Genomic DNA, 24,102 nt, shown 5'->3' on the forward strand with positions numbered 1-24,102 from the left:
TCTCCCGCGCGGAGTTAGCCGAACACGAGTGTTGCGACGGTGAAGATGGCCACCCCGGCCAAGGACCCGACGACGGTGCCGTTGATGCGGATGAACTGCAAGTCCCGTCCCACCTGCAGCTCGATCTTTTGGCTGGTTTCCACAGCGTCCCAGCGCCCCACGGTGTCGGAGATGAGCGAGGTGATCTCGTGCTTGTAGGTGCCGACAAGATAGGCGGCCGCGTCGGAAATCCATTTGTTGGCCTTGTCGGCCAGCTCGGAGTCTTCCAGGAGCCTGGTGCCGAACTCCTGGACCACGGAAGTGAATTTCAGGCGTAGTTCGGAATCAGGATCCTCCACGGCGTCGGTGATAGCAGCCTTGATGGCAGACCAGGTGCGCCCGGCAAGTTCGCGGACTTCGGGGTCGCCCAGGACTTGGTCCTTGATGGATTCGGCCTTGGCGATCATGGCCGGGTCGTGCTGGAGCTCCTGGGCCAGGTCCTTGAGGTACTCGTCGAGTTTCAGGCGCACTTCGTGCTGTGGGTCGTCCTGCACGGCACGGGCAAACTTGTAAATCTCGGTGTAGATCTTGTCGCCCACCAGCCCGTCCACGAACTGTGGGACCCATCCGGGGGAGCGGTCGGTCACCAGGGAGCTGATGGTGGTGTGGTTGCTGCGGATCCAGGTGGTGGATCGGTCAACCAGGAGGTCCACCAGTGCATGGTGGTGGCCGTCGGCGAAGAGCCTTTCGGCGACTTTCCCAATAGGCGGTCCCCATGGCGGGTCAAGCAGATGCTTGCGCACCATGGCCTCGATGACGTCCTTCACGTCTTCATCCTTCAATACAGCCATGGCGCCGCGGATGGCGGCCGCACCCTCGGTGGCCACACGCTGGGCACCTGCCGGCTTGGACAGCCAGGCGCCCACCTTTTGTGCGATTTCGACGCTGGCAAGCTTTTCGGAAACAACCTCTTCAGACAGGAAGTTGTTCTCCACAAAGTCGGCCAGCGATACGCCGATCTCGTCCTTGCGGTTCGGGATGATGGCCGTGTGCGGGATTTTGATGCCCATGGGGTACTTGAACAGTGCCGTGACGGCAAACCAGTCGGCCAGGGCTCCCACCATGCCCCCCTCGGCCGCGGCGCGGACGTAGGACAGCCAAGGATATAGGTGCTCCAAGGCGAAGGCCACGCAAAACACCGCTGCCATGAAGATCAACAGGCTCAGCGCGAAGCGTTTCATCCAGCGCAGGGCTGCGGCCTTCTCCGCGTCGGTTTTCGAAGCCGTTGCGGAGCCCGCCGTGCCAAGCTGTTGTGTTTGCGCCATGAACCAAGCGTAGCGTGGTGTCATGACCGTTCAGATCTACGCCCACCGCGGTTCCAGCGCCGCGTTTGCCGAACATACCCGCGCGGCATACCTGCAAGCCCTGACGGACGGCGCCGACGGAGTCGAGTGCGACGTCCAGCTCAGTGCCGACGGCGAACTGGTCCTCCTCCACGACGAGACCGTGGACAGGACCTCCAGCGGCACAGGCCCCGTGGCAGAACTGACGCTCGCGCAGCTGCGGGAGTTGGATTTCAGCAGCTGGCACGGCGCTGACCTCCCGCCCGCCTGCGGAACCATTGCCACACAGCTGCTGACCCTGCCCGAGCTCCTGCACATCCTCGCGGGCGCCGGCAGGCCCGTGGGGCTGGCCATCGAGTTCAAGTACGGTGAGTTTTTTGATCCTGCCCTTGTCGACGCCGCGTTGCGGGCTTTGCGCCGCCACGGCTGGGCTGCCGCGGGCGCAGCAGCCGGAAACATCCATGTGAGCTTCATGAGCTTCCACCCGGAGGCCGTGGAATATTTGGCCGAACGGATTCCGGGGGAGCTGCTGTGCCAGTTGCTGGAGATCGTCGAGGCGGACCGGCACAGCGTCACGGCTGCCGGGGAAAAGTTGTTGGACGACGGCGTTGCCCACCTTGCCGGTCCCGGCATCGACTACCTGCGCGAGAACCCGGCAAACGCCGCACGGTGGCTGGAGGCAGGCCGTGTCCTGCGGGTCTGGACAGTGGACACGGCCGAGGACTTGCAGCTGTGCCTGGCCAACGGGGCGGCAGAGGTGACAAGCAACATCCCCGGAGAGATCCGATCGCTGCCCACAGCTTCGCCGCCCAAGTAGGGGGTCCCCGGTTCCATGTGGAAAAATGGAACCATGGCATCAAAAATTGAAGACTACGCACTGCTTTCCGATCTGCACACCAGTGCCCTCGTGGGGAGGGACGGCAGCATCGACTGGTTGTGTTTTCCGCGCTTTGATTCCGAGGCAATCTTCACCGCCCTCCTGGGCACCAATGACAACGGACGCTGGTTGCTGGGACCTGCACATGCCGATGCAGTGGTGCTCCAACGCTCCTACCGCGGCAGGACGTTTGTGCTGGAAACGCTCTGGGAAACACCCGAAGGCACGGCGAAAGTCACAGATTTCATGCCTGTGGGGGATCGCCGGGCCTCGGTGGTTCGCCGAGTTGACGGCCTGAGCGGGAGCATTGAATTCTGCCAAGAGATTACCGTCCGCCCAGGTTACGGCAAGATACTGCCGTGGGTGCGACGCGTACAGGAAGACGACGGCACGGAAGCCATTGTCGCCGTCGCCGGACCCGACGCCGTCGTGTTGCGCGGAGACCACCTGCCCCACGCCGTGGACCGTCAACACAGCGGCGTGTTCACGGTGCAAGCCGGCGACCGGGTGGAACAGGAACTGACCTGGTACCCCTCCCATCGGCCGGTCCCCGCGGCTATTGACACTGAGAAGTCGCTGGAACAAACCTGCAAGTACTGGGAGGACTGGGCGGCACGGTTCAACAAAGACGGCAAGTACGCGAAGATCGTGGAACGGTCCCTGCTGGTGTTGCGGGCGCTGACGCATGAGGACACGGGAGGCATTGTGGCGGCCCCCACCACGTCGCTGCCGGAGGATTTTGGCGGGGCGCGAAACTGGGACTACCGTTTTTGCTGGCTGCGGGATGCGGCGTTGACACTGGAGGCCATGCTCACCCACGGTTATGCGAACGAAGCCCTGGAATGGCGGGACTGGCTGCTGCGGGCCGTGGCCGGAGACCCCGAAGACATGCAGATCATGTACGGGCTCGCCGGCGAACGGAACTTGGTTGAGCGCGAGGTTGATCATTTGAACGGCTACGAAGGGGCCCTGCCGGTGCGGATCGGCAATGGCGCTGTGGGGCAGTATCAGGGGGATGTGGTGGGCGAGGTCATGGTGGCCCTGGAAAAGTTGCGGCTCGCCGGCGGGCACGAAGACGACTTCTCGTGGCCGCTGCAACTGGCCATGCTCCGCTTCATCGACAACCACCTGACGGACAAGGACAACGGCATCTGGGAAATGCGCGGCGAGCCGCGGTACTTCACGCACTCGCGCGTCATGATGTGGGCGGCCTTCGACTGTGCCGTGCGTGCTGTGCGCAACCACGGGCTGCCGGGTCCGGTGGAGCACTGGGAAAGCGTGTGCACGCAGCTGAAGGCGGAAATACTTGAGCACGGCTTCAACAAGGAACTGAACACCTTCACCCAAACGTACGGCGGAACAGCCACGGACGCGTCGCTGCTGGTCATTCCACAAGTTGGATTTGTGCCATACTCTTCCCCGGAAATGCTGGGTACGGTAGCGGCCCTCGAGCATGAACTTGTGGATGGGCACGGACTGATTTTGCGCTACGAAACCGCCGCGGGGCTGGACGGGCTGGAGCCGGGAGAGCACCCTTTCCTTGCCTGCTCCTTCTGGCTTGTTGAACAGTACGCGCACACTGGCCGCCGCACCGATGCCGTCGCACTAATGGACAAGCTGGTGGGGCTGGCCAATGAAGTGGGGCTGCTCAGCGAGGAATATGACATGGACCAGAAGCGGATGGCAGGGAACTTCCCGCAGGCCTTCTCCCACCTGGCGTTGGTCAGGGCCGCCGATGCACTCCATGGCACCGAGCACCTGAGCCTTTCCACCGAACCCATCGAAACCGACACCACGCCCATTGTCGTCTTGCAGCCCTAAACCGGTCTCCCCGGGGGACGGACCGGTGCTGACGAGGGCGCCCACCATGGCAGCATGGCGGGAATGAAACTCAAGGATTCCCCGGCCGCGAAGATTGGCGCCTCGATCGCCGTCGCCACCGGCTTGTACGGGCTGTCCTTTGGCGCGCTCTCGGTGGCGTCGGGCCTGAGCTTTTGGCAAACCATGGTGCTGAGCCTCCTGCTGTTTAGCGGGGGCTCGCAATTTGCGTTCATTGGCGTGGTGGCCGCCGGCGGCACGGGGGTTGCCGCCATGGGCGCCTCGGCGTTGCTGGGCATCCGCAACGGGGTCTACGGGATGCAGCTCAACACGCTGTTGCTACCCGCGGGCTGGCGTCGCTTTGCCGCCGCCCACGTCACCATCGACGAATCGACAGCCACGGCCACCGGCCAAGCGGATCCCGGGGAGCAACAGCGCGGCTTCTGGGTGGCCGGGGTGGGCACTTTTGTGTTGTGGAACCTCATGACCGCTGCCGGGGCCGTGCTGGGCGACGCCTTGGGCGATCCCAAGCAGTGGGGCCTTGACGGCGCGGCAGTGGCGGCGTTCCTGGGCTTGTTGTGGCCGCGCATCAAGGCTTTCCAGCCAGCCGCGATCGCCCTGGTGTGTGCCGTGGCAACATTGCTCGCCGTGCCGTTGGTGCCGCCCGGCGTGCCGATCCTGGTGGCTGCCCTGGTGGCCGGGCTGATCGGCTGGTTCCGTCGCGGCGGAACCCCCGACCACGCGCCCGGGCACGTCGGCGACGGCATGGAGCCCACCCTGGATCCATACGGGAACGACGCCGTTGCGCACCCTCTGCACGCCCCATCAGGCACTGAGCATGCCGAGTCAGGCATTGACCACGCCGTGGCAAATACTGATCGTACTGTGGAAATCGTCGAGGGGGAACAGCCGTGAGCATGTGGTTTTGGCTGCTTGTGGCCGCCGTTTTGTCCTATCTGACCAAGCTGCTGGGCTATCTTGTGCCGGCCAAGGTCCTGGCCAATCCGAGGATGTCCCGGGTGGCCGGCACCTTGACCATTGGTCTGCTGGCGTCGCTGACCGTTGTCAACGCCGCGGCCAGCGGCACCTCGCTGGTGCTTGATGCCAGAATCGGCGCCTTGGTCGCGGCGGCAATTGCCCTCTGGTTCAAGGCACCGTTCCTTGTGGTGGTCTTGGTCGGCGCCCTGGCCGCCGCCGGACTACGGCTGCTGGGCTGGCCCTGAACCGTACGGGTAGTGCGCTGGGGGATCCTGCTGCCCTGGGTATTGCGGTTGGGCTGCCTGCTGACCATATTGAGGCTGTCCGTACGTGACCTGGCCGGAGTGTTCTGGCTGCCCCTGGCCCGGGTACTGCTGAGGCTGATACTGCTGGCCGGAGTATTGCTGTTGCGGATACTGCTGTTCGGGGGACTGCGGGAAGTATGCCGACTGCTGCACGTGTTGCTGCGGCGGATACTGCTGCCAGTACTGCTTCTGTGCCGGGGAGATGTAGGCCGGTCCCCAATAGCGGGCGTCGCCGTAGGAGAGAATGGCGGCGAACACCACCGGAACAAAAACCAAACCAACCGTGTACGCGGCATCCTTGCCGAAGGACTTGGCGAGGTCGTTGAGGGTGAGAATCGCCCAATAAATTCCTGCGTAAGGAATGAACTGCAGCCAGAAACTGGACTCGGGGCGCCCCGAAATCTTCACCATGACCCATGAATTGTAGAACGGCACAAAGGCAGCCCACTTGGGGTGGCCGGCCTTGTGGAACAGTCCGGCCCAAGCGAAGCCGTTCGCCAGCCAGAAGACGACGAAGATCAGCAGGTAAAAGCCCATGACCACCACAAAGAGGCCCAAGGAGGCGGCGGCCGAGGCGCCGCCGTCGTACTGGTAGTCATAGGGATCCGGGGCAGGGGCCAGCGGCAATGGAAGAAATGAGGCAAGCATGAGCGCAACTTTATCCGCACAACAGGTTCGTACCCATGGGGTGAACTGCCCATAATGGAAGCGGACACTTGGCCGATCGCAAACATTGGCCGCCAAAGCAAGGAGAAATCATGATTGTGGCATTTTCAGTGGCACCCAGCGGCACCCCCAACGGAGCGCCGGCCGGCACAGGCGACGACGCATCGGTTCACACGGCCGTGGCCGCAGCCGTCAAAGTGGTCCGTGAATCGGGACTCCCCAACCGGACAAGTTCCATGTTCACCGAAATCGAGGGTGAGTGGGATGAGGTCATGGACGTGGTCAAGCGTGCCACCGAGGCCGCCGGGGAGTATGGCTCTCGTGTTTCCCTGGTCCTGAAAGCGGACATCCGCCCCGGCCACACGGGAGAAATTACCGGAAAGATCGACCGGCTCCAAAGCGCTCTCGGGGAGCTCGGCTAGCAGCGCGACGTAGCCGTCCATGCCCGGCTGCCTGTGCCTGGCTGCCTGTGCCTGGCTGCCTGTCCCGGACGTCCGTGCTCCGGCCGTCAGTGACCGGAGGGGCGGGGATTTAGATCAGGCTGGGGATCGTCGGTGGCGTCAGGAAGTCCCCGCTGTGGGTGACCGGCGCCGCCAGCATGCCCGCCCCGGCGTCGATGAGAAAGTAGCCCACGGACGTCCAGTTGCCCTTCTGGGTGCCTGCCTGAAGTTGTGCCTCGAATTCGGCGCAAATGCCGAGCGCCATATGCCCGAGCACACCGGCCCGTGCCCGCAAAATATCCAACGGAATTTCGCGCAGCCCTTCGCGCATGCGTAGTAGCAGGTCATCGAAATCGTTGTTCAACTCGAAGGACGACGCCAGCACCTCGGAGACCGAGGGGACGGTGCGCACCTGGTACAGGAAGCGGGCGCGCCAACTTGGCTGGGGCATCGCCGCCAGCTGCTCCACCCACGGCAGTATTCGGCACGCGATCACGGCGCTCAATCCTGCGTCTTCGGGAAGATCCGCGAAAAGTTCGGCCCGCCGCCCCTCCATGCTTCGCAAGTGACGTTGGAGCAGGGCCCTGATGAGTTCATCCCTGTTGCCAAAGTGATAGGCCACGGCGGAATGATTGTGGGTTCCCACGTGTTCGGCAATCCTGCGATTCGAAACGGCATCCACGCCATGCAGGGCGAAAAGTTCTTCCGCGGCATCGAGCAGAGCCTCGCGCGCCATGTCTCCATGATGTCCCATGAAACCCACCTTCCCTTTCAGCTTCCCACCGTATCGCGGACAGGAGCGAGCCTGGCACTGCACTCTTGATATGCAATTTTACGTCACGTGGCGTAAAATGATCTAATTGCACCGTAACCCCGACAAATTTCGGGTTTCTAAACGCCGCTTTCCCTGCAATGCGGCACACCGTGCAACCTTGGACAGCAGCAACAGGAGTATGAACTTGAGCAGCACCGAAGAAAATCCCAACACCCACCCGCCCGGCGGGGACCTCCGCACGGTCGATGAGCCCGGCAAGGATCCAGCGCCGGGAACGGAGAAGGCTGGCACGGACAAAACCAGCACGGGCAAGGCTTCCGGCGCGGAGGACCCCGCCGTCGCCGAAGCAGCAGCACGCAAGCGGGCCAAAGCGGAGACGATCGGGCGCTACACCGCCATGTTCCTGATGCCACTGATCATGGTCGGCATGATGGTGGGCGGATACTTGGCCGCCATGCACTCGCCGACGCCGAACAACATGCCCGTCGTGGTGGCCGGTGCCCCTGCTGCGGCCGCGGAGTTCGCCCAGGCACTGGAACCGGCCGACCCGGACGCCGTGGATGTCCGCACGGTGGCCACTGCCGAGGAAGCGCAGCGACTCGTCGTGGACCGCGACGTTGCAGGAGCGGTGGTGCTCGGTGAGGGCAACGCCTCGCTGTACACCGCAGGGGCAGCCGGTGCCTCGCAAGCCGGGGCTGTCACCGGCCTGCTGGCGCCGCAAATCATGGCTCAAGGCTATGAGCTGACTGCCGAGGACCTGGCCCCGCTCCCGGAGAGCGACAAGTCCGGGCTGGGAGCCATGTTCATGACCACGGCCTTGATCATGGCCGGGTATCTGCCGTTCAGCCTGACGCTTTCAAATTCCCCGGAATTGCTGCGTTTCCGCCGGGCCGTGCCATTGCTGGCAGGGTGGGCGGCCCTCGCGGCCGGCCTTGTGTGGGCTGTGACAGGTCCCGTGCTCGGAGTGGTTCAGGGGCCTGCCTGGGCGGTTCTGGGAATTTGTTGGCTCGGCGTGTTTGCCGTCGGAGCCGTGCAGTTGCTGCTGACCCGCCTGCTGGGTCCCCTGGCCATCATCGCTGCCATGTTCCTGCTGATGGTGCTGGGTGTTCCGGCCTCCAACATGGGCATGTCCGTCTACACCATGCCGGATCTCTATGCGTTCCTGCACTCCTTCCTGCCCACCCCTGCGCTGGGCGAGGCACTGCGCTCCGTCATGTACTTCGACGGAGCCGGAACAGGGCCGTACTTGCTGGTTCTCGCCGTCGGTGCGGCACTGGCACTGCTGCTGACGCTTGGCTTTGACGCGAACAAGCGCCGTAAGAACCCCAACGCGGCACCTCCCGTGGTGGCCGTGCAGTCGCTGCATGGCGGGCCCCGCCCCAAGACGCGATTCTGGCGCTATGCCGCGCTGTTGTTCTTCCCGTTTGCCATGGTGGCCATGATGATCTCCTTCATGCTCGGGGCCATGTTCGAGCCGACCCCGCACGACATGCCTGTCGCCGTCGTCGGTGCCACAGCGGATGCCGGTCAGGAAGCGGTGGACAGGTTGGATTCGGGCATGCAGGGGCTCTTTGAGCTGAGCGCGGTCGACTCGGAACAGGAAGCCCGCACCTTGGTTGGCGACAGAACCGTGACCGCCGCACTGGTGCTGCCTTCGGAGCAGAACAGCTCCGCCCTGTTGCTGACCAACGAGGCCGGCAGCTCAAGCGCGCAACAGCTCGTCAGCACCCTCTTCGGCCAAGTGGCCGCCAGCGAAAACATGGAACTGGAGACCGAAAATGTGGCGCCGCTGCCCGGCAGCGACAGCGCCGGGACAGTGGCCCTGTACATGGCCATGGGCTGGATGATGGCAGGGTTCCTAATCATCGTGGTGGGCGCCAATGCAGCACCGGCCTCCCGACCGCTGCGCAAGCTCCTGCCGATCGTGGCCGCTTGGTCGCTATTCATGTCCGCCGTCCTGTACCTGATTGCCGGACCCATGGTGGGCGCCATCGACGGGCATTTCTGGGCCCTGTTTGGAACCGGAGCGGTGGCCATCTTCGCCGCAGCCATGGTCGCCACAGTGTTTGAACGGCTCATTGGCATGCTTTCCATCCTCCCCGTGGTCGCCATCTTGATGTTCCTGGGCGTCCCGTCCTCGGGCGGGGCACTGTCGATCTACATGCAACCGGAGGCCTTCCGGGTGCTGCACGACATCCTGCCAATGCCCGCGGCCGTGGAGGCGACGCGTTCAATCCTGTACTTTGGCGGCGACGTGGTGGCCGGTGCGCTGCTCAACTTCGCCATCTGGGGCGCCGTGTCGCTGGGAGTTGTGGCCGTCATTGACAGGTTCAAGCCTGTGGGCGGCAACGAGACGGTCCCGCATGGCGGGGCTCCTGCCGAGCCCGACGCCGAGCCGCTGGCGCAGCCCGCAGAGCAGAAGGAACTGGTGACGCTCTAACGTCGAGGACTTGCACAGGCGGCGGGGAGCAGGGAAGCTCAGGTTCCCGCCATCAACACGTACGGCAGGGCCCGGAACCGGCATTGCGTCGGGTCCGGGCCCTGCCCTTGCCGGCGTTGAACTCGCGACCTGATCTTGCCGGCCGAATCTCCGTAGCTGTTTTCACTCTTGGGAACGCCGGATCAGGGCTAGGCTGGGCCCATGGTTGAGCATCGCAGCCAGCCCGGCTGGGCCAAGGTTGAGGACTACTTGTCGGCCACCCTGGTCCAGGGCGGAGCCGGCATGGACGCTGTACTGCGCAGCATCGACAACGCAGCGATGCCGCACATTGAGGTTGCACCGACGGCCGGGAAACTGCTCATGTTGTTGGTTCGCATCCAAGGCGCCAAGCGGGTGCTGGAGATTGGCACGCTGGCCGGTTTCAGCACCCTCTGGCTGGTCCGCGGACTGCCCGACGACGGACACATCACCACCTGCGAATTTCTCCCCGAGCACGCCGCCGTGGCGCAGGCGAACATTGCTGCCGCCGGCTTTGCAGACATAGTGGACATCCGGATCGGCGCGGCCCTCGACACACTGCCCGCGCTCGTCGGCGGGGAACCCTACGACTTTGTCTTCATTGACGCGGACAAAGGCAACAACGTTGAATACCTGAAATGGGCGCTGAAGCTGGGGCGGCCCGGGACCGTGGTTGTTCTGGACAATGCGATTTGGGAGGGCGCCGTCCTGGCGCCGGGCGAGGACCCCGATGCCACTGCGATACGGGCGGCGCTCGAGTTCATGGGCAGCAGCGCCGACCTTGACGCCACCGCCATTCAAACGGTGGGGACCAAGGGCTGGGACGGGTTCGCGATCGCCGACGTCCGCTGACATTAGGCTGACCTTGGGCCGACACTGTCAGACACCGCGCTGACGCTGGGCAGACACTGTCCTGCACCGGCTGCACTACGCTGGCAGGGTGACTATTCCGCTGCCTGCCGCCCTCCCACTCCACCGCAGGAGCCTCTGATGGGACGCCAGCGCACACCCAAAAATGTTGTTGTGGAACCTGAAACGGCACGGAAAGGACCCATCGCCGGCACTTTTCAAACCGACACGGGCACGGCGGAGCTGATCCCCGACGGCGACAACCCCCATGGCTGGCTGCTCATGCTCAACGGCGTGCAAAGCTCGCACGTGGACCTTGCCGATCCGCTTCGGCTCGAGTTCGAGTACATGCGCTGGATCATCGCCCTGGTGCACGATCGATGGGGCGCGGGGGAGAAGCTGCGCACGCTGAGCCTGGGTGGGGCCGCCTGTTCCATGCCGCGCTACCTCGTCGCCGCCTACCCCAACTCCCGCAATGTTGTGGTGGAAATTGACGGCAAGCTGGCCAACCTTGTCCGCGACTGGTTCGAGCTGCCCCGGGCACCGTTGTTGAAGATCCGGGTGGGCGAAGCCCGCGAAGTCACCGAATCGCTCACTGAATCAAGCCGCGACTTGATCATCCGCGACGTTTTCGCCGGGGCCAAGACTCCGCACCCGCTCACCACGGCCGAGTTCACGGAGGCAGCACGCAAGGTACTTATTCCTGGCGGCGTATATGTTGTGAATTGCGGAGACTCATCCGCGCTTGCCCTGGCCCGCCGTGAAGCGGCCACGATTTCCGCCGGATTCAAGCACACGGTGATCATCGCCGATCCGCCCATGCTCAAGGGAAGACGCTCAGGCAACGTCATTATTGCCGGAAGCGATGCGCCCCTGGGCGACGGCGCCGGGCTGGCCCGGGTTTTGCTCGGCGGTGCCATGCCCGCCCAGCTGTGGGACGACGCCAAGGTCCGCCACTTCGGCCGCAGCGCCACAGTCCTCACCGATGAAGAGCCGCACTGACGTCCAACCTGGCCGGTATCCATGCTTCGGACCGGTTTCCCGCATCGAGACTGCATTTGTTGTGGATGTTCAAGCTCCGCATTGCCATCTGCTCCGCTTTCGATGGCGGGGCGGGCGCTTCGAAAGCGGGTTATGTGAGCACCGGCGCTGGCGCCTCGGGCTCGGCATCCGCGGCGGAACCTGGTGTCTCGTCGGGGAGGACGGCCCGGCGTCGTCCATCCCCGCGAACCCACAGGCGGTACGCGACGGCGAGCAGCACCAGCCAGGCGCCGCCCACCCAGAGGGCCACGCGGGTGTCGGGGTAAATGCCCAGCAGCACCAGCACGCCCGCCATGAACAGTGCTGTCAGGAGGGAGGCGAGCGGCCAGAACGGGACGGGAAACTGCGATGGGGCGAGCTCGTTGCGTGCAATCTCGCGCTTCATCGCCACATGCGAGGCGAGGATCATGATCCACACCCAGACGGTGGCGAAGATGGCGATCGAGGCAATGAGGAAGAACACGTCCTCGGGGATGGTGGCGTTGAGGACCACGCCAAGCAGCAGCACGCCTGTCATGAGGACAACTGTCATCCACGGCACACCGGAGCGGGAGACCTTGCCGAAAATTTGCGGTGCGTGGCCTTGCTGGGACAGGCCGAACAGCACTCGCCCGGCGCCAAAGATGTCGCTGTTGACGGCGGACAGGGCGGCGGTGATGACCACAGCGTTGAGGATGTGACCGGCCAGCGGGATGCCGAGGGATTCGAAAATCTGGACAAAGGGGCTGCTCTCGCCGGTGATGTCCTGCCACGGGACAAGACTCATGATCACGCCAATGGTCAGCACGTAGAAGAGCAGGATGCGCACGGGGACGGTGTTGACGGCTGCCGGGATGCTCTTGCCGGGATCCGCCGCTTCGCCGGCCGTGACGCCGATGGTCTCGATGCCGCCAAAGGCGAACATCACCACGGCAAAGGCCGCCAGCAGCCCTGCCCAGCCGTTGGGCATGAAGCCGCCGTGCGCCACGAGATTGCCCAGCCCCGGAACAGCGTCGTCACCTTCCACATGGAAGCCGAAAACAATGATGGCCGCACCGCCGGCGATCATGGCGATGATGGCGGAAACCTTGACCAGGGAGAACCAAAATTCCAGTTCTCCAAAAACCTTCACACTGAGCAGGTTGAGGGCGGCCAGGAAGAAGATGATGGCCAGCACCCAGATCCAGCGCGGGACGTCGTGGAACCAAAAGCCCATGTAGATGCTGAAAGCCGTCACGTCCGCGATGGCCACAATCGCCATCTCAAAAACGTAGGTCCAGCCGGTGACGAATCCCGCCAACGGACCAAGGTAGCGGCTGGCGTATTGGCCGAAGGAACCCGAAACGGGGTGGCGGACGGCCAGCTCACCCAAGGCGCGCATCACCATGAAGACCGCTGCGCCGGCGATGATGTAGGCGAGCAAAACTGCGGGGCCGGCCTTTTGGATGGCGCTGGAAGAGCCATAAAACAAGCCGGTGCCGATGGCGGAGCCCAAGGCCATGAAGCGAATGTGGCGGGCGTTCAAGCCACGGGTCAGGACGGATCCCTTGGAGTTCATGCGTGAGCTTTCTTACAGGGTGCGCGGCGGCGAATGGCCCACCGTCGGTACAATTTCCGTGGCGGATCTCACTCCAACGCCTGGTTTTGGACGAAAAGTGCCCATACTTTATCCAAAATCTGGGATTTCAGACGACAATATTCTATATTGTGCAAAGACTGAAGGCGATTTCAGTTCGACGCCGAGGGAGCCATGACAAACACCGAACGCCCGCCGTCCAAAGTTCCGGCCGCTGAAAACACGCTGCGCATCTTGAAGCTGCTGTCCTCCAAAAGGGGCCCGTTGGCGGCGTCGACCATTGCCACCACCTTGGACCTGCCGCGCTCCAGCGTCTACCACCTGCTCGGCGTCATGGAGCAAAGCGGTTTCGTCATGCACCTGCACGAGGAGCGGCGCTATGGATTGGGCGTTGCGGCCTTTGAGCTGAGCAGCGCCTACTCCCGGCAGGAGCCCCTGTCCCGCCTGGGCCGGCCGCTGCTTGCCGCGCTCGTGGACAAAATTGGCGAAAGTGCCCACCTGGCTGTGCTGCATGGCCGCGACGTCCTTTACATAGTGGAGGAGCGGGCCAAGAACCGCCCGTCCCTGGTGACCGACGTCGGCGTGCGGCTGCCCAGCCACCTCACGGCTAGTGGGCGGGCCATTTTGGCGGCACTGCCCAAGTCGCAGGTTCGTGCCCTGTATCCGAACGCGGCCGCGTTTTCCTCGCGCACCGAGACTCCCGACCCCATCGTGAAGTACTCCACCCTGTCGGCCCACCTCGACCAGGTGCGGCTGCGCGGATACGCCACCGAAAACGGGGAGGTGACGGACGGTTTTGCCTCCCTTGCGGCAGCCGTCCCGGACCACTTGGGCTGGCCGGTTGCAGCCGTGGCCGTGACGTTCCTCGCCGAGAAGGTGCCGGCCGAGCAATGGCCCAACCTTGCCGAGCGGGTCAAGAAGGCAGCCGGGGAACTTTCCGGAAGAATTTACGGCCGCCGCAACGGCTAATCCGGCCCCGTGGACACTCCGCCGCCGGCATGTCTGAAATCCCGGACAGAGCAGCCGCGCGTGGACAGATTACGGTGCTTGAACAGGGGATAGTGGCAACTAAGACCAGCAGCACCCCAAGTTGTCAGCACCACAAAGGAATCCGCCATGCCCGCAGTTGTCCTCTCCTCCTCCGGCGTCACTCCCGCAGACGTTCTCGCCGTCGCCCGCCACGACGCGAAGGTGTCGATCAGCGAGGAGGCGCTGGCCGACGTCGCACGGGTCAGGGCGCACATTGACAAGCTGGCGCACTCCGACACCCCCGCCTACGGCATTTCCACCGGCTTCGGCGCCTTGGCCAACCGGCACATTCCCGAGGGCATGCGCACGCAGCTGCAAAAGTCGCTGATCCGCAGCCACTCGGCCGGCATGGGTCCGGCTGTTGAGCGCGAAGTGGTGCGTGCGCTGATGTTCCTGCGCGCCAAGACGCTCGCGTCCGGCCGCACCGGAGTGCGCCCCGTGGTGCTGCAAACCATGGTGGACGTGCTCAACGCCGGCATCACCCCGGTGGTGCGTGAATTCGGTTCGCTCGGCTGCTCCGGAGACCTTGCCCCGCTCTCGCACTGCGCGCTGGTGCTCATGGGCGAGGGTGAGGCGGCCGGGCCCGACGGCGTCGTCCGTCCCGTCCCGGAGCTGCTGACCGCGGCAGGCATCGAGCCCGTCGAGCTGGCCGAAAAGGAGGGCCTGGCGCTGGTCAACGGCACCGACGGGATGCTCGGCATGCTGTTGATGGCCATCGCCGATTTGCAGATGCTGCTCACGACGGCGGATATCACCGCGGCGCTCAGCGTCGAGGGGCTGCTGGGCACCGACCAGGTGTTCCTGCCCGAGCTGCACATGCAACTGCGCCCGCACCCCGGCCAGGCCGCCAGCGCCGACAACATGCTGCGCGTGCTGGCGAACTCGCCCATCGTGGCCTCGCACCGGGTGGGGGATTCGCGCGTCCAGGACGCCTATTCGCTGCGTTGCGCCCCGCAGGTGGCCGGCGCCGCCCGCGACACCGTGGAGCACGCGCTGACAGTGGCCACCCGCGAACTCGCCGCCGCCATTGACAACCCCGTGGTGCTGCCGGACGGCCGGGTGTCCTCCAATGGCAACTTCCACGGCGCCCCGGTGGCCTACGTGCTGGACTTCCTGGCCATCGTGTCCGCCGACGTCGCCTCGATGGCCGAGCGCCGCACCGACCGCATGCTCGATCCCGCCCGTTCGCACGGACTCCCCGCCTTCCTGGCCGGGGATCCCGGGGTGGATTCGGGTCTGATGATTGCCCAGTACACGCAGGCAGGGCTGGTCTCGGACGCCAAGCGCCTGGCCGTCCCCGCCTCCGTGGACTCCATCCCCAGCTCCGCCATGCAGGAGGACCACGTCTCCATGGGCTGGCACGCCGCGCGCAAGCTGCGACGCTCCGTGGAAAACCTGCGCCGGGTGTTGGCCATTGAGCTTGTCACGGCCGCCCGGGCCATCGACATGCGTTCGTCTTTGTCCGACGGCGCGCTGGTCCCGGGCCCGGCCGGCGCCGCAGTGCTTGAGCTGCTTCGCCAGACGGTGCCTGGTCCCGGGCCGGACAGGTTCCTCTCGCCCGAACTGGCGGAGGCGGACGCCCTGGTGGGCTCCGGTGCCATCCGTGCGGCAGCTGAAAAGGCGACAGGCCCGCTGAACTGAAACCGGCAGGCCGCTGAGGCCCCGCATGGCTGAATCGAATGTGCAGTAGTTGGCAATGTTTTACGAAAACATTGCCAACTACTGCACATTCGATTTGTGGGGGAGGGGGAACGGTGCTGTCCGGGCGTCGATCCTGAACCGTTGAAAGTATTTCTTGTGCATGGTGGGCTGAGCATGTTTAATGTTCGGAACGCCATCCTTCAAAGATATATTCGAATGGGATCTCGCATTGAAACTCCTCCGGCTATCCATCAGCCATGCACAGCCATACAAAGCATGGGTCGCAGCAGTACTTGTATTGCAACTGATATCCACTATTGCAGCGCTGTATTTGCCTAGCCTCAACGCGAGGATCATCGACGAGGGCATTGCCCGCGGAGACACTGATTTCATCTGGTCAACCGGGCTGACCATGGTGGTGGTGTGCTTTGTCCAGGTGACCAGCGCGATTGGCGGCATCTACTTTGGCGCGCGCACCTCCATGGCGATAGGGCGCGACCTGCGCCGTGAGGTGTACTACCGGGTCAACGCCTTGGGCACCTTGGATGTGAGCCGTTTTGGCACGGCGACGTTGATCACCCGGAACACCAACGATGTCCAGCAAGTGCAGATGCTGGTGCTAATGGCGTTGAACTTCATGGTGTCCACACCCATCATGTGCATTGGCGGGATCATCATGGCCTTGCGCGAAGACGTCGGGTTGTCGTGGCTCGTCTGGGTGTCGGTGCCGTTGCTGTTTGCGGTGGTGGGGGTCCTCGTGGTGAAGTTGCTGCCGCTGTTCCGCGAAATGCAGGACCGGATCGACACCGTCAATGGCGTGCTGCGCGAACAAATTACCGGCATTCGCGTCATTCGGGCGTTTGTGCGGGAAGGCTTCGAAGCCGGGCGCTACCGCGACGCCAACTTGGCGTTGACGAAGGTCTCGGTCAAGGTGGGAAACCTGTTTGTGCTGATGTTCCCCGTGATCATGATGATCCTGCACCTGGCCACCGCCGCCGTGCTCTGGTTTGGCGGGCACCGCGTGGATGCCGGTCAAATGCAGATCGGCTCGCTGACAGCGTTCCTGCAGTACCTGCTGCAGATCCTGGTGGCCGTCATGATGGGTGTTTTCATGGTCATGATGATTCCTCGTGCCGCGATCTCGGCCGAACGCCTCGACGAGGTGCTCAGCGCGGAACCCAGCCTGGCCGTGCCCGCCGGAGTGTCGCAGCCTGAACGCCACGAGGTTGAATTCTCGAACGTGTCCTTCGGTTATCCCGGTGCAGAACGGCCGGTGCTGAACAATGTCAGCTTCACAGCCCGCCAGGGACAGACGACGGCGATTGTCGGCTCCACCGGTTCGGGCAAGTCGACGCTGTTGAACCTGATTCCACGGCTTTTCGATCCACAGGCAGGAACCGTGCGCATAGGCGGGGTGGAGGTCAGCGAACTGAGCCGCGCCCAAACGGCGGAGCTGGTGGGGCTCGTGCCGCAAAAGCCGTACTTGTTTTCCGGCACCGTGGCCAGCAACTTGAAGTTTGGCCGTCCCGGCGCCGGCGATGAGGACTTGTGGGAGGCACTGCGCGTGGCCCAGGCCCAAGACTTTGTGGAGGACAAACCCAAAAAGTTGAACACGCCCATCGCCCAGGGAGGCACCAATGTCTCCGGCGGTCAGCGCCAGCGTTTGTGCATCGCCCGGGCCCTGGCAGCGCGCCCACGCATCTACTTGTTTGACGATTCCTTCTCCTCCCTTGATGTCGCCACCGACGAGCGGCTGCGCGAATCCCTGCACGAGGCCACCGCGGGGGCAACTGTCATCATCGTGGCCCAGCGCGTCTCCACCATCCGGGACGCGGACCACATCATTGTGCTGGACTGCGGTGAAGTGGTGGGCGCCGGAACCCACGAGGAACTGCTCGAAGACAACGGCACCTACCAGGAAATCGTTGAATCACAGCTAAGTGTTGAGGGGGTCGCATAATGGCGCGCAGGGACAAGGAGAGCGGCAAGGGCAGGACTAAAGGCACGGACAAAGTCTTGGCCAACAACACTGCTGCCGAGCTTGCCGCCGAAGAGGAGGCGTTGGACGGGCTCATCCCGGAATACACGCCCACCGAAGCCGACGGGGACATGTTTGGCGGAGCGCCTGCCAAAAAAGCACAACATTTTTGGCCCTCGGTCAAGCGGTTGCTGGGCCTGCTGCGCCCCGAACGCACCCAATTCTCCCTGGTGGTGGCGCTCGTGGCTGTTTCCGTGGTCATGACTGTCATTGCCCCCAAAATCCTGGGTGCGGCCATGGACGTCATTTTCAATGGCGTGATTGGCTCCCAGCTGCCCCAAGACGTGCCGCTGGATACGCTCGTCGCCGCACAGCGGGCCGCCGGGAATGAACAGTTCGCCGACATGCTCGCCAAGACCAACCTTGTCCCCGGCGCCGGCATCGACTTCGTTGAGCTGAGCCGACTCATCGCGATTGTGCTGGTCCTGTACATGGTGGCCTCGACCCTCATCTGGTTGCAAGGCTTTCTGCTCAACGCCCTCGTCATGCGCGTTGTCTACAAGCTCCGTGAAGACATCGAACGCAAACTCAACCGCCTGTCGCTCGGCTACTTCGACACGCGCCAACGCGGGGACTTGATGTCCAGGGTGACCAACGACGTCGACAACATTCAGGCCGCACTGCAACAGGCATTCTCGCAACTGGTGCAATCGGCCCTGACGGTCATCGGCATCGGCGTGATGATGTTCATCGTGTCCTGGCAGTTGGCGCTGATCGCCTTGATCGCCTTGCCGCTCTCGGCCGTCATTGCCGGGGTGATCGGTTCGCGCTCGCAGAAGCTCTTTGCGGCCCAGTGGAAGCACACCGGATCACTCAACGGGCATGTGGAAGAGACGTTTTCCGGGCTCGAACTTGTCCGCGCCTACGGCCGCGACCAAGAAATGCTGGCGGAATTCGACGAGCGCAACGAGCACCTCTTCAAAGCCTCCTTCGGTGCCCAGTTCGTCTCCGGCATGATCATGCCAGCCATGCAATTTGTCTCCTACCTCTCCTACGTGCTGGTCGCCGTCGTCGGCGGTGTTCGCGTGGCAACGGGTCAGATGACCCTCGGCGACGCCACGGCGTTCATCCAGTACTCCCGCGAATTCTCCCAGCCCATCGGTGAGATGGCGGGCATCGCCAACATGATCCAGTCCGGCGTGGCCTCCGCCGAACGGACCTTTGAAATTCTCGACGCCGACGAGCAGGACGAAGAAGAGGACTCGGCCCTTTTGCCGGCAAGCACCGACGGCCATGTGCGCTTCGAGAACGTGTCCTTCAGCTATGCGCCGGAAACGCCGCTGATCCACGACGTGTCCTTCACGGTGGAGCCCGGACAGACGGTAGCCATCGTGGGGCCCACAGGCGCGGGCAAGACAACACTTGTCAACCTCGTCATGCGCTTTTACGAGGTCACCGGAGGACGGGTCATGCTCGACGGCGTGGACACCCGCGAGCTCTCCCGTGAACAAGTCAGGTCCCAGGTGGGCATGGTGCTTCAGGATGCGTGGCTCTTTGAAGGCACCATCCGGGAGAATATCCGCTACGGCCGGCTGGAGGCCACGGACGAGGAAATTGTGGCGGCCGCGGAAGCCACCATGGTGGACAGGTTCGTCCGCCAGCTCCCCCATGGCTATGACACGGTGGTCGACGCCGACGGCGGGACAGTGTCCGCCGGTGAGCGCCAGCTGCTGACCATTGCCCGGGCGTTCATTGCCAACCCCTCGCTGCTGATCCTTGACGAGGCGACTTCCTCGGTGGACACCCGGACTGAGCTGCTGGTCCAGCACGCCATGGCAGCATTGCGCACCGACAGGACATCATTCGTCATTGCGCACAGACTTTCCACCATCCGCGACGCCCACACCATTCTGGTCATGGAAGACGGCGACATCGTTGAACACGGCAACCACGAGCAGTTGCTGGCCCGCCGCGGGGCTTACTACAAGCTCTACAAGACGCAGTTCAAGGGCGGTCGCGACCTGGACGAAGAACTGGCGGCGGAGGTGCACTGATTGGGGCGGCACCAGCTCCCCTGCGGGCAGTAAGATTCTCTCGGTCGCGGGGCGACCTTCAGAATCCATCCCCGCTCCGGGAGCCGGTGGCGCCCCGCCGGTGATCGAGCCCTTCGAGGTCCCGGTCACCGCAGGAGCGTATCGATCAGGCGGGCTGCGACCTTCGCCGTGCGGTTGTCGATGTCGTAGGCAGGGTTCAGCTCGGCCACGTCGGCGTGGAACAGCTTGCCGCTGGCAGCAACTTGGCGGCACACGGCGACGATCACCGGCAGCGGCACGCCGTACGCTGCCGGTGCGCTGACACCGGGGGCGGTGGCGGCAGGCAGCACGTCCAGGTCGATGGTCAGGTACACAATGCCAACGGTTTCCAAGAACGAGGACACGAACTCTGCGGTCCGCTCCGCCGTGCAATCCTCGTCGAGCAGGTACTTCACCTCCAAATCGTGGGCGGTCTCGAAGAGCGCACGGGTGTTGTTCTGCTCGCTGATGCCCACGACGGCGTAGTTCAGTTTTCGTCCTGCGGCGGCTTCAGCATGGGCCATCTGAAGGAACGGGGTGCCGGAGCTCGGTGTTGGGGCCTCGCGCAGGTCAAAGTGGGCGTCAAGGTTCAGCACGCCCAAGCGGGCGCCACTGGCCACGGACGCTGTGGCAGCCACACCCAGGTAGCTGGCATACGCACTCTCGTGGCCTCCGCCCAGCACAACGGTGAGGTGCCCGGCGTCGAGCATGCAGGCCAGGGCAGCGCCAGCTCGGGCCTGGCCGTCCTCCAAGCAGTCCCCTGAAACCACCACGTCCCCGGCATCGATGATGCTGCGCGTGCCGTGGAAGGCCAGCGATCCCAGGGCAGAGCGGATGGCAGCCGGGCCGGTGGCAGCGCCCGTGCGGCCTCGGTTGCGGGCCACACCGGCGTCGGAGCAAAAGCCCAGGAGTGCGACTGGCCTCGGCTGCGATGCGTCGGGCGCCGGGCCAAGTGCCGCCGGGGTGCCGGTGTCCACGGCCTGCCACCATCGGCGGTGGGCGGGCGCCTCGCCGTCGTTCCTTCCGGTCCAGGCAGTGGCGGGAGTATCAACGGCGAGCGTGGAAAAGTCCATGCATCCAGCCAACAGCACGGGCAGCCCGAGCGCCACCCGCCGTCATGGATGGCAGTCTCAAACCACAGATCCCGCCCTAAAAAAATCGAAAGCTGAGCAGTCGGCAATGTTTTCGACGAACATTGCCGACTGCTCAGCTTTCGATTTCCCCGTTGGAGCGGGGGGAGCGGAATGACGGGATTAGCCGATTCCGAACAGCGCCTCCACGGGGCCGATGCCGAAGAACAGCACGAATGCCGCGGCCACAGCCCACATCAAGGGGTGGATTTCCTTCGCCCTGCGCTGGAATACGCGGATCAGGACGAAGGCGATGAAGCCGGCGCCGAGGCCGTTGGCGATGGAGTAGGTGAAGGGCATCAGGGTGAATGTCAGGAAGGCCGGGATGCCGATGCCCCAGTCGGACCAGTCGATCTTGCCCACCTGGGAGACCATCATGAAACCGACCACGACCAGTGCGGGGGCGACGGCTTCAAAGGGAACCAGCTTGATCAACGGGGTGACGAACATGGCCAGCAGTAGCAGCACGCCCGTCACAATCGACGCCAGCCCGGTGCGCGCACCTTCGCCGATGCCCGCACCGGATTCCACATAGATCTGGTTTGAGGAACCGGAGGCGCCGCCGCCGGCAATGGCGCCAAAAGCGTCAACAAGCAGCACGCGGTCAACGTTGGGGATGGTGCCGTCCTCGCGCAGTGAACCAGCCTCCGCCGCCAAGCCCACCATGGTGCCCATGGCGTCGAAGAAGATGCTCAGCAGGATCACGAACGCCAGCAGCACTGCTGCCAGGGCGCCGAGCTTGCTGAACGCGCCAAAAATATTGACCTGGCCGATCAAGGAAAAATCGGGCAGCGACCACTCGGAGAGCTGCGGGGACACCAGCGACCAGCCCTGCGGGTTGCTGGTGGTGCCGTCGAAGGAAGGACCAATGTGCAGGGTCATTTCCAGAATGTTCGCAAAGACAGTGGCGACGACAATGCCAATGAGGATTGCGCCCTTGACCTTGCGGACTACCAAGCCGATGGTGAGCACCAGGCCAACCAGGAACACCAGCGTGGGCCAGCCCATGAGCTTGCCGTCGAAACCCAGGCCCACGGGAACGGTGGTGCCGGCAACGTCGGGGATGCGGCGCACAAAGCCGGCATTGACAAGGCCAATGAGGGCAATGAACATGCCGATTCCCACCACAATGGCTGTTTTTAGGCCCTCGGGGACGGCCTTGAACACCGCTGTGCGGAAACCGGTGAGCACCAGGATGAACATGGTGATGCCGGAGAGGACCACAAGTCCCATGACGTCCGGCCAGGTCAAGCCCGGGTTCGTGGCGACGGTCACCGCCACGAAGGCGTTGACACCCAGCCCTGCAGCCAATGCGAATGGGTGCTTGGCCCAGGCACCCATAATGATGGTCAAAATACCGGCCACAAACGCGGTGACGGCGGCAACGCGTTCAAGGCCAAGCACTTCGCCGGTCGAATCAGCGCCGCCGAGGATCAGCGGGTTCAACACCACGATGTAGCTCATCGCGAAGAAAGTGGCGAAACCGCCACGGATTTCCCGCGAATAGTTGGAGCCACGCGCAGTGATCATGAAGTATTTGTCGACCGCTGACAGACGGTTGTCCGTATTGGTAGCCGTGGTAGCCATGTGAGAGCCCTCCGGGCGAAGTGGAATGGGATTAAAGTGATCCGAGCAAATACTAGCGGTTTTCTCTTCTGCGGGACGTGGCGATGTCAGCTGGGTTCTTCCTGATTGCCCACGTTCGACGGCGGCATGCCGGTGGTGTCCGAGCCCCGACCAGGTGCCGTCATTCTCCGGAAACTCCCATGAATTTGGGATACTGTGAGGATGGCCCGACCCGTCTACCAAAGGAATCAACGCTGTGAAGAGTCCCGCACGCCACCGGCCGGATGAGACGAACATGACACTTCACAAACTGGTACCGCGCGCTTTTGTGGCCATCATGGCACTCACACTGATGTTGTTTGGCTCCGCCACGGCGGCCCTGGCCCATGACTCGGTCACCGGCACGTCCCCGTCCGACGGGGCGACGGTGCAGAGCATGCCGGAGAAAATCGAGATCAGCATGTCCAACACTCCGGCCGTCGTTGGCTCGGAAGTTCAGGTCCTTGACGCATCAGGCACCAACTGGGCGACCGGAGGCGTGGATGTTTTGGACAAGGTGGCCACGCAGCATGTGAGCCCTGGGGCGCCTGCCGGCGACTACACGGTGAAATGGCGCCTGGTATCCGCCGATTCACACCCCCTTGAGGGTGAATTTGGCTTCACTGCGACAGCGGCAGCCACGGCCGGACAGGGTGCCGTTGCCGGGCCGGGTGTATCAGTGTCGCCCGAGCCGCAGAGCACCCCGGAGGTTGTCCAGGATAGCAATACGGCGCCATGGGCCATCGTTGGACTTGTGGTTGTGTTGCTCGGCATCGTGGTGGCCATGGTGGTGTTGGCACGACGCCGCTTGGCCAAGGAAGACTAAAGCTGCCGGCGAAGGCCGGGACCGGCCGAAGTTGCACCCAAATCCGCTGTGCCCGGCCTCGCCTGCTGTCGACAACGGCGCCCGAGGGCTAGGCCAGTGCAGTCGCCGAGCCCAGTTCACTGGCGGCGACTCGGGCAGAGATTGACTGGCCAACCCGCTTTGCCTGGTGCAGGATTTCCTGGGTCGTGGGGAGGGCAAGATCGCCGACACCCACCAAGTACAGGCCCAAGGCATGCATTCGGGCACGCACTTCAGCTGCGGTCGTGACGCCCGCGCCGTGCAGCACTTGACGCAGCTGGCTTAGCGCGCCACGGGTAAACACCACGCTGTGCGCGCTGAGGGTTCCCGAGGCCGTGCGCACCCGCCATTGGCCGTTCAGCGACACGCGGTGGTGGGTGCGGGTCAACTCAAGCGCCCGCGTTTCCGGTCGCAGGTCAAGTTCGTGGCGGCGTGCGTAGTGTTCGAGCAGCCGCACAATTTCGCTGCGCTCGCTCAGCTCTGCCAAGCCGATGCCGCCAGTGGTGACCGGCGTCGACGAGTGCGGCTTCAAGGCGCCTGAACCATCCATCACGATTGCCTTGATGCCCTGCCGGTTGAGTTCCGCAGCCATGGCCAGGGCGGCGAAACCCGACCCAATCACAATGGTGGTGGTTTGCTCGACAGTCATGGCAAATGCCTCCTCGAACGGTAGGAGAACTCATGGGGACGCAACAGCCGGGAGCGTGGCTGTTCCGTGG

At 63.9% G+C, this 24,102-nt stretch carries 20 protein-coding genes; 13 read left to right on the forward strand and 7 right to left on the reverse strand.

Annotated features, from left to right (window positions below; translation table 11 throughout):
- Positions 1-14 precede the first annotated feature (14 nt).
- On the reverse strand, positions 15-1,304 hold the full coding sequence (locus QMG25_RS03185) for a DUF445 domain-containing protein (RefSeq protein ID WP_283457235.1): 1,290 nt from the start codon (positions 1,302-1,304) through the stop codon (positions 15-17).
- A gap of 22 nt (positions 1,305-1,326) precedes the next feature.
- Between QMG25_RS03185 and QMG25_RS03190 the strand changes: the two genes are divergently transcribed.
- The 4 genes from QMG25_RS03190 (at position 1,327) to QMG25_RS03205 (ending at position 5,240) form a co-directional block, all read left to right on the forward strand.
- The gene (locus QMG25_RS03190) at positions 1,327-2,139 is read left to right on the forward strand and encodes a glycerophosphodiester phosphodiesterase (protein ID WP_283457237.1); all 813 of its coding nucleotides are present in this window, start codon (positions 1,327-1,329) and stop codon (positions 2,137-2,139) included.
- Between the two features lie 15 nt (positions 2,140-2,154).
- Positions 2,155-4,020, forward strand: a complete 1,866-nt coding sequence (locus QMG25_RS03195) for a glycoside hydrolase family 15 protein (protein ID WP_283457238.1) — start codon at positions 2,155-2,157, stop codon at positions 4,018-4,020.
- Positions 4,021-4,083: 63 nt separating this feature from the next.
- The gene (locus tag QMG25_RS03200; protein ID WP_283457374.1) at positions 4,084-4,932 is read left to right on the forward strand and encodes an AzlC family ABC transporter permease; all 849 of its coding nucleotides are present in this window, start codon (positions 4,084-4,086) and stop codon (positions 4,930-4,932) included.
- Entirely contained in the window at positions 4,929-5,240 is a 312-nt protein-coding gene (locus QMG25_RS03205; RefSeq protein ID WP_283457240.1) for an AzlD domain-containing protein, read from the forward strand. The genes QMG25_RS03200 and QMG25_RS03205 overlap by 4 nt, the downstream gene beginning before the upstream one ends.
- On the opposite strand, the gene QMG25_RS03210 is transcribed toward QMG25_RS03205, so the two are convergent.
- A complete protein-coding gene (locus QMG25_RS03210) occupies positions 5,217-5,948 on the reverse strand; it encodes a DUF5684 domain-containing protein (RefSeq protein WP_283457242.1) in 732 nt (243 codons plus the stop codon). The two genes, QMG25_RS03205 and QMG25_RS03210, sit on opposite strands and share 24 nt — an antisense overlap.
- A gap of 110 nt (positions 5,949-6,058) precedes the next feature.
- Here QMG25_RS03210 and QMG25_RS03215 point away from each other — a divergent pair, with 110 nt between their 5' ends.
- Positions 6,059-6,388: a thiamine-binding protein gene (locus QMG25_RS03215; RefSeq protein ID WP_283457244.1), complete on the forward strand. Its 330-nt coding sequence runs from the start codon at positions 6,059-6,061 to the stop codon at positions 6,386-6,388.
- A 109-nt stretch (positions 6,389-6,497) separates the two neighbouring features.
- Here QMG25_RS03215 and QMG25_RS03220 read toward each other — a convergent pair whose 3' ends face one another.
- Positions 6,498-7,160 carry a TetR/AcrR family transcriptional regulator gene (locus tag QMG25_RS03220; RefSeq protein ID WP_283457246.1) on the reverse strand — a complete coding sequence of 221 codons (663 nt, stop codon included), beginning with the start codon at positions 7,158-7,160 and terminating at the stop codon, positions 6,498-6,500.
- Positions 7,161-7,365: 205 nt separating this feature from the next.
- Between QMG25_RS03220 and QMG25_RS03225 the strand changes: the two genes are divergently transcribed.
- The 3 genes from QMG25_RS03225 to QMG25_RS03235 all read left to right on the forward strand — a co-directional run bounded on the left by QMG25_RS03225 (position 7,366) and on the right by QMG25_RS03235 (position 11,490).
- Positions 7,366-9,621 (forward strand): ABC transporter permease, encoded by a 2,256-nt coding sequence (locus QMG25_RS03225; RefSeq protein WP_283457248.1) that lies wholly within the window; start codon positions 7,366-7,368, stop codon positions 9,619-9,621.
- A gap of 201 nt (positions 9,622-9,822) precedes the next feature.
- Entirely contained in the window at positions 9,823-10,491 is a 669-nt protein-coding gene (locus tag QMG25_RS03230; protein ID WP_283457250.1) for an O-methyltransferase, read from the forward strand.
- Positions 10,492-10,629: 138 nt separating this feature from the next.
- Entirely contained in the window at positions 10,630-11,490 is an 861-nt protein-coding gene (locus QMG25_RS03235; RefSeq protein ID WP_283457252.1) for a spermidine synthase, read from the forward strand.
- Positions 11,491-11,620: 130 nt separating this feature from the next.
- Here the strand turns inward: QMG25_RS03235 and QMG25_RS03240 are convergent, their stop codons facing one another.
- Positions 11,621-13,066 (reverse strand): amino acid permease, encoded by a 1,446-nt coding sequence (locus tag QMG25_RS03240; RefSeq protein WP_283457254.1) that lies wholly within the window; start codon positions 13,064-13,066, stop codon positions 11,621-11,623.
- A 192-nt stretch (positions 13,067-13,258) separates the two neighbouring features.
- Between QMG25_RS03240 and QMG25_RS03245 the strand changes: the two genes are divergently transcribed.
- The 4 genes from QMG25_RS03245 to QMG25_RS03260 all read left to right on the forward strand — a co-directional run bounded on the left by QMG25_RS03245 (position 13,259) and on the right by QMG25_RS03260 (position 19,786).
- Positions 13,259-14,053, forward strand: a complete 795-nt coding sequence (locus QMG25_RS03245) for an IclR family transcriptional regulator (RefSeq protein WP_283457256.1) — start codon at positions 13,259-13,261, stop codon at positions 14,051-14,053.
- Between the two features lie 147 nt (positions 14,054-14,200).
- Positions 14,201-15,754: a histidine ammonia-lyase gene (gene hutH, locus QMG25_RS03250; RefSeq protein ID WP_283457258.1), complete on the forward strand. Its 1,554-nt coding sequence runs from the start codon at positions 14,201-14,203 to the stop codon at positions 15,752-15,754.
- Positions 15,755-15,983: 229 nt separating this feature from the next.
- On the forward strand, positions 15,984-17,714 hold the full coding sequence (locus QMG25_RS03255) for an ABC transporter ATP-binding protein (RefSeq protein ID WP_283457260.1): 1,731 nt from the start codon (positions 15,984-15,986) through the stop codon (positions 17,712-17,714).
- A complete protein-coding gene (locus QMG25_RS03260; RefSeq protein WP_502866329.1) occupies positions 17,714-19,786 on the forward strand; it encodes an ABC transporter ATP-binding protein in 2,073 nt (690 codons plus the stop codon). Before QMG25_RS03255 ends, QMG25_RS03260 begins: the two co-directional genes overlap by 1 nt.
- Before the next feature lie 125 nt (positions 19,787-19,911).
- On the opposite strand, the gene hutG is transcribed toward QMG25_RS03260, so the two are convergent.
- Positions 19,912-20,877, reverse strand: a complete 966-nt coding sequence (hutG, locus tag QMG25_RS03265) for a formimidoylglutamase (RefSeq protein WP_283457263.1) — start codon at positions 20,875-20,877, stop codon at positions 19,912-19,914.
- 180 nt (positions 20,878-21,057) lie between these two features.
- Positions 21,058-22,521, reverse strand: coding sequence for an NCS2 family permease (locus tag QMG25_RS03270; RefSeq protein WP_283457264.1), 1,464 nt, complete (start codon positions 22,519-22,521; stop codon positions 21,058-21,060).
- Positions 22,522-22,795: 274 nt separating this feature from the next.
- Here QMG25_RS03270 and QMG25_RS03275 point away from each other — a divergent pair, with 274 nt between their 5' ends.
- Positions 22,796-23,365: a copper resistance CopC family protein gene (locus QMG25_RS03275; RefSeq protein WP_283457266.1), complete on the forward strand. Its 570-nt coding sequence runs from the start codon at positions 22,796-22,798 to the stop codon at positions 23,363-23,365.
- A gap of 88 nt (positions 23,366-23,453) precedes the next feature.
- Here QMG25_RS03275 and QMG25_RS03280 read toward each other — a convergent pair whose 3' ends face one another.
- Positions 23,454-24,032: an NAD(P)/FAD-dependent oxidoreductase gene (locus tag QMG25_RS03280; RefSeq protein WP_283457268.1), complete on the reverse strand. Its 579-nt coding sequence runs from the start codon at positions 24,030-24,032 to the stop codon at positions 23,454-23,456.
- Between the last annotated feature and the right edge of the window lie 70 nt (positions 24,033-24,102).

Origin of the sequence: Arthrobacter sp. H35-D1, assembly GCF_030063185.1 — a bacterium.
GTDB lineage: Bacteria > Actinomycetota > Actinomycetes > Actinomycetales > Micrococcaceae > Specibacter.

Coding starts and splice junctions, on each gene's coding strand:
- QMG25_RS03185 (WP_283457235.1), bottom strand. CDS start 1,304: ATGGCGCAAACACAACAGCTTGGCACGGCGGGCTCCGCAACGGCTTCG.
- QMG25_RS03190 (WP_283457237.1), top strand. CDS start 1,327: ATGACCGTTCAGATCTACGCCCACCGCGGTTCCAGCGCCGCGTTTGCC.
- QMG25_RS03195 (WP_283457238.1), top strand. CDS start 2,155: ATGTGGAAAAATGGAACCATGGCATCAAAAATTGAAGACTACGCACTG.
- QMG25_RS03200 (WP_283457374.1), top strand. CDS start 4,084: ATGAAACTCAAGGATTCCCCGGCCGCGAAGATTGGCGCCTCGATCGCC.
- QMG25_RS03210 (WP_283457242.1), bottom strand. CDS start 5,948: ATGCTTGCCTCATTTCTTCCATTGCCGCTGGCCCCTGCCCCGGATCCC.
- QMG25_RS03215 (WP_283457244.1), top strand. CDS start 6,059: ATGATTGTGGCATTTTCAGTGGCACCCAGCGGCACCCCCAACGGAGCG.
- QMG25_RS03220 (WP_283457246.1), bottom strand. CDS start 7,160: ATGGGACATCATGGAGACATGGCGCGCGAGGCTCTGCTCGATGCCGCG.
- QMG25_RS03230 (WP_283457250.1), top strand. CDS start 9,823: ATGGTTGAGCATCGCAGCCAGCCCGGCTGGGCCAAGGTTGAGGACTAC.
- QMG25_RS03235 (WP_283457252.1), top strand. CDS start 10,630: ATGGGACGCCAGCGCACACCCAAAAATGTTGTTGTGGAACCTGAAACG.
- QMG25_RS03240 (WP_283457254.1), bottom strand. CDS start 13,066: ATGAACTCCAAGGGATCCGTCCTGACCCGTGGCTTGAACGCCCGCCAC.
- QMG25_RS03245 (WP_283457256.1), top strand. CDS start 13,259: ATGACAAACACCGAACGCCCGCCGTCCAAAGTTCCGGCCGCTGAAAAC.
- hutH (WP_283457258.1), top strand. CDS start 14,201: ATGCCCGCAGTTGTCCTCTCCTCCTCCGGCGTCACTCCCGCAGACGTT.
- QMG25_RS03260 (WP_502866329.1), top strand. CDS start 17,714: ATGGCGCGCAGGGACAAGGAGAGCGGCAAGGGCAGGACTAAAGGCACG.
- hutG (WP_283457263.1), bottom strand. CDS start 20,877: ATGGACTTTTCCACGCTCGCCGTTGATACTCCCGCCACTGCCTGGACC.
- QMG25_RS03270 (WP_283457264.1), bottom strand. CDS start 22,521: ATGGCTACCACGGCTACCAATACGGACAACCGTCTGTCAGCGGTCGAC.
- QMG25_RS03275 (WP_283457266.1), top strand. CDS start 22,796: ATGACACTTCACAAACTGGTACCGCGCGCTTTTGTGGCCATCATGGCA.
- QMG25_RS03280 (WP_283457268.1), bottom strand. CDS start 24,032: ATGACTGTCGAGCAAACCACCACCATTGTGATTGGGTCGGGTTTCGCC.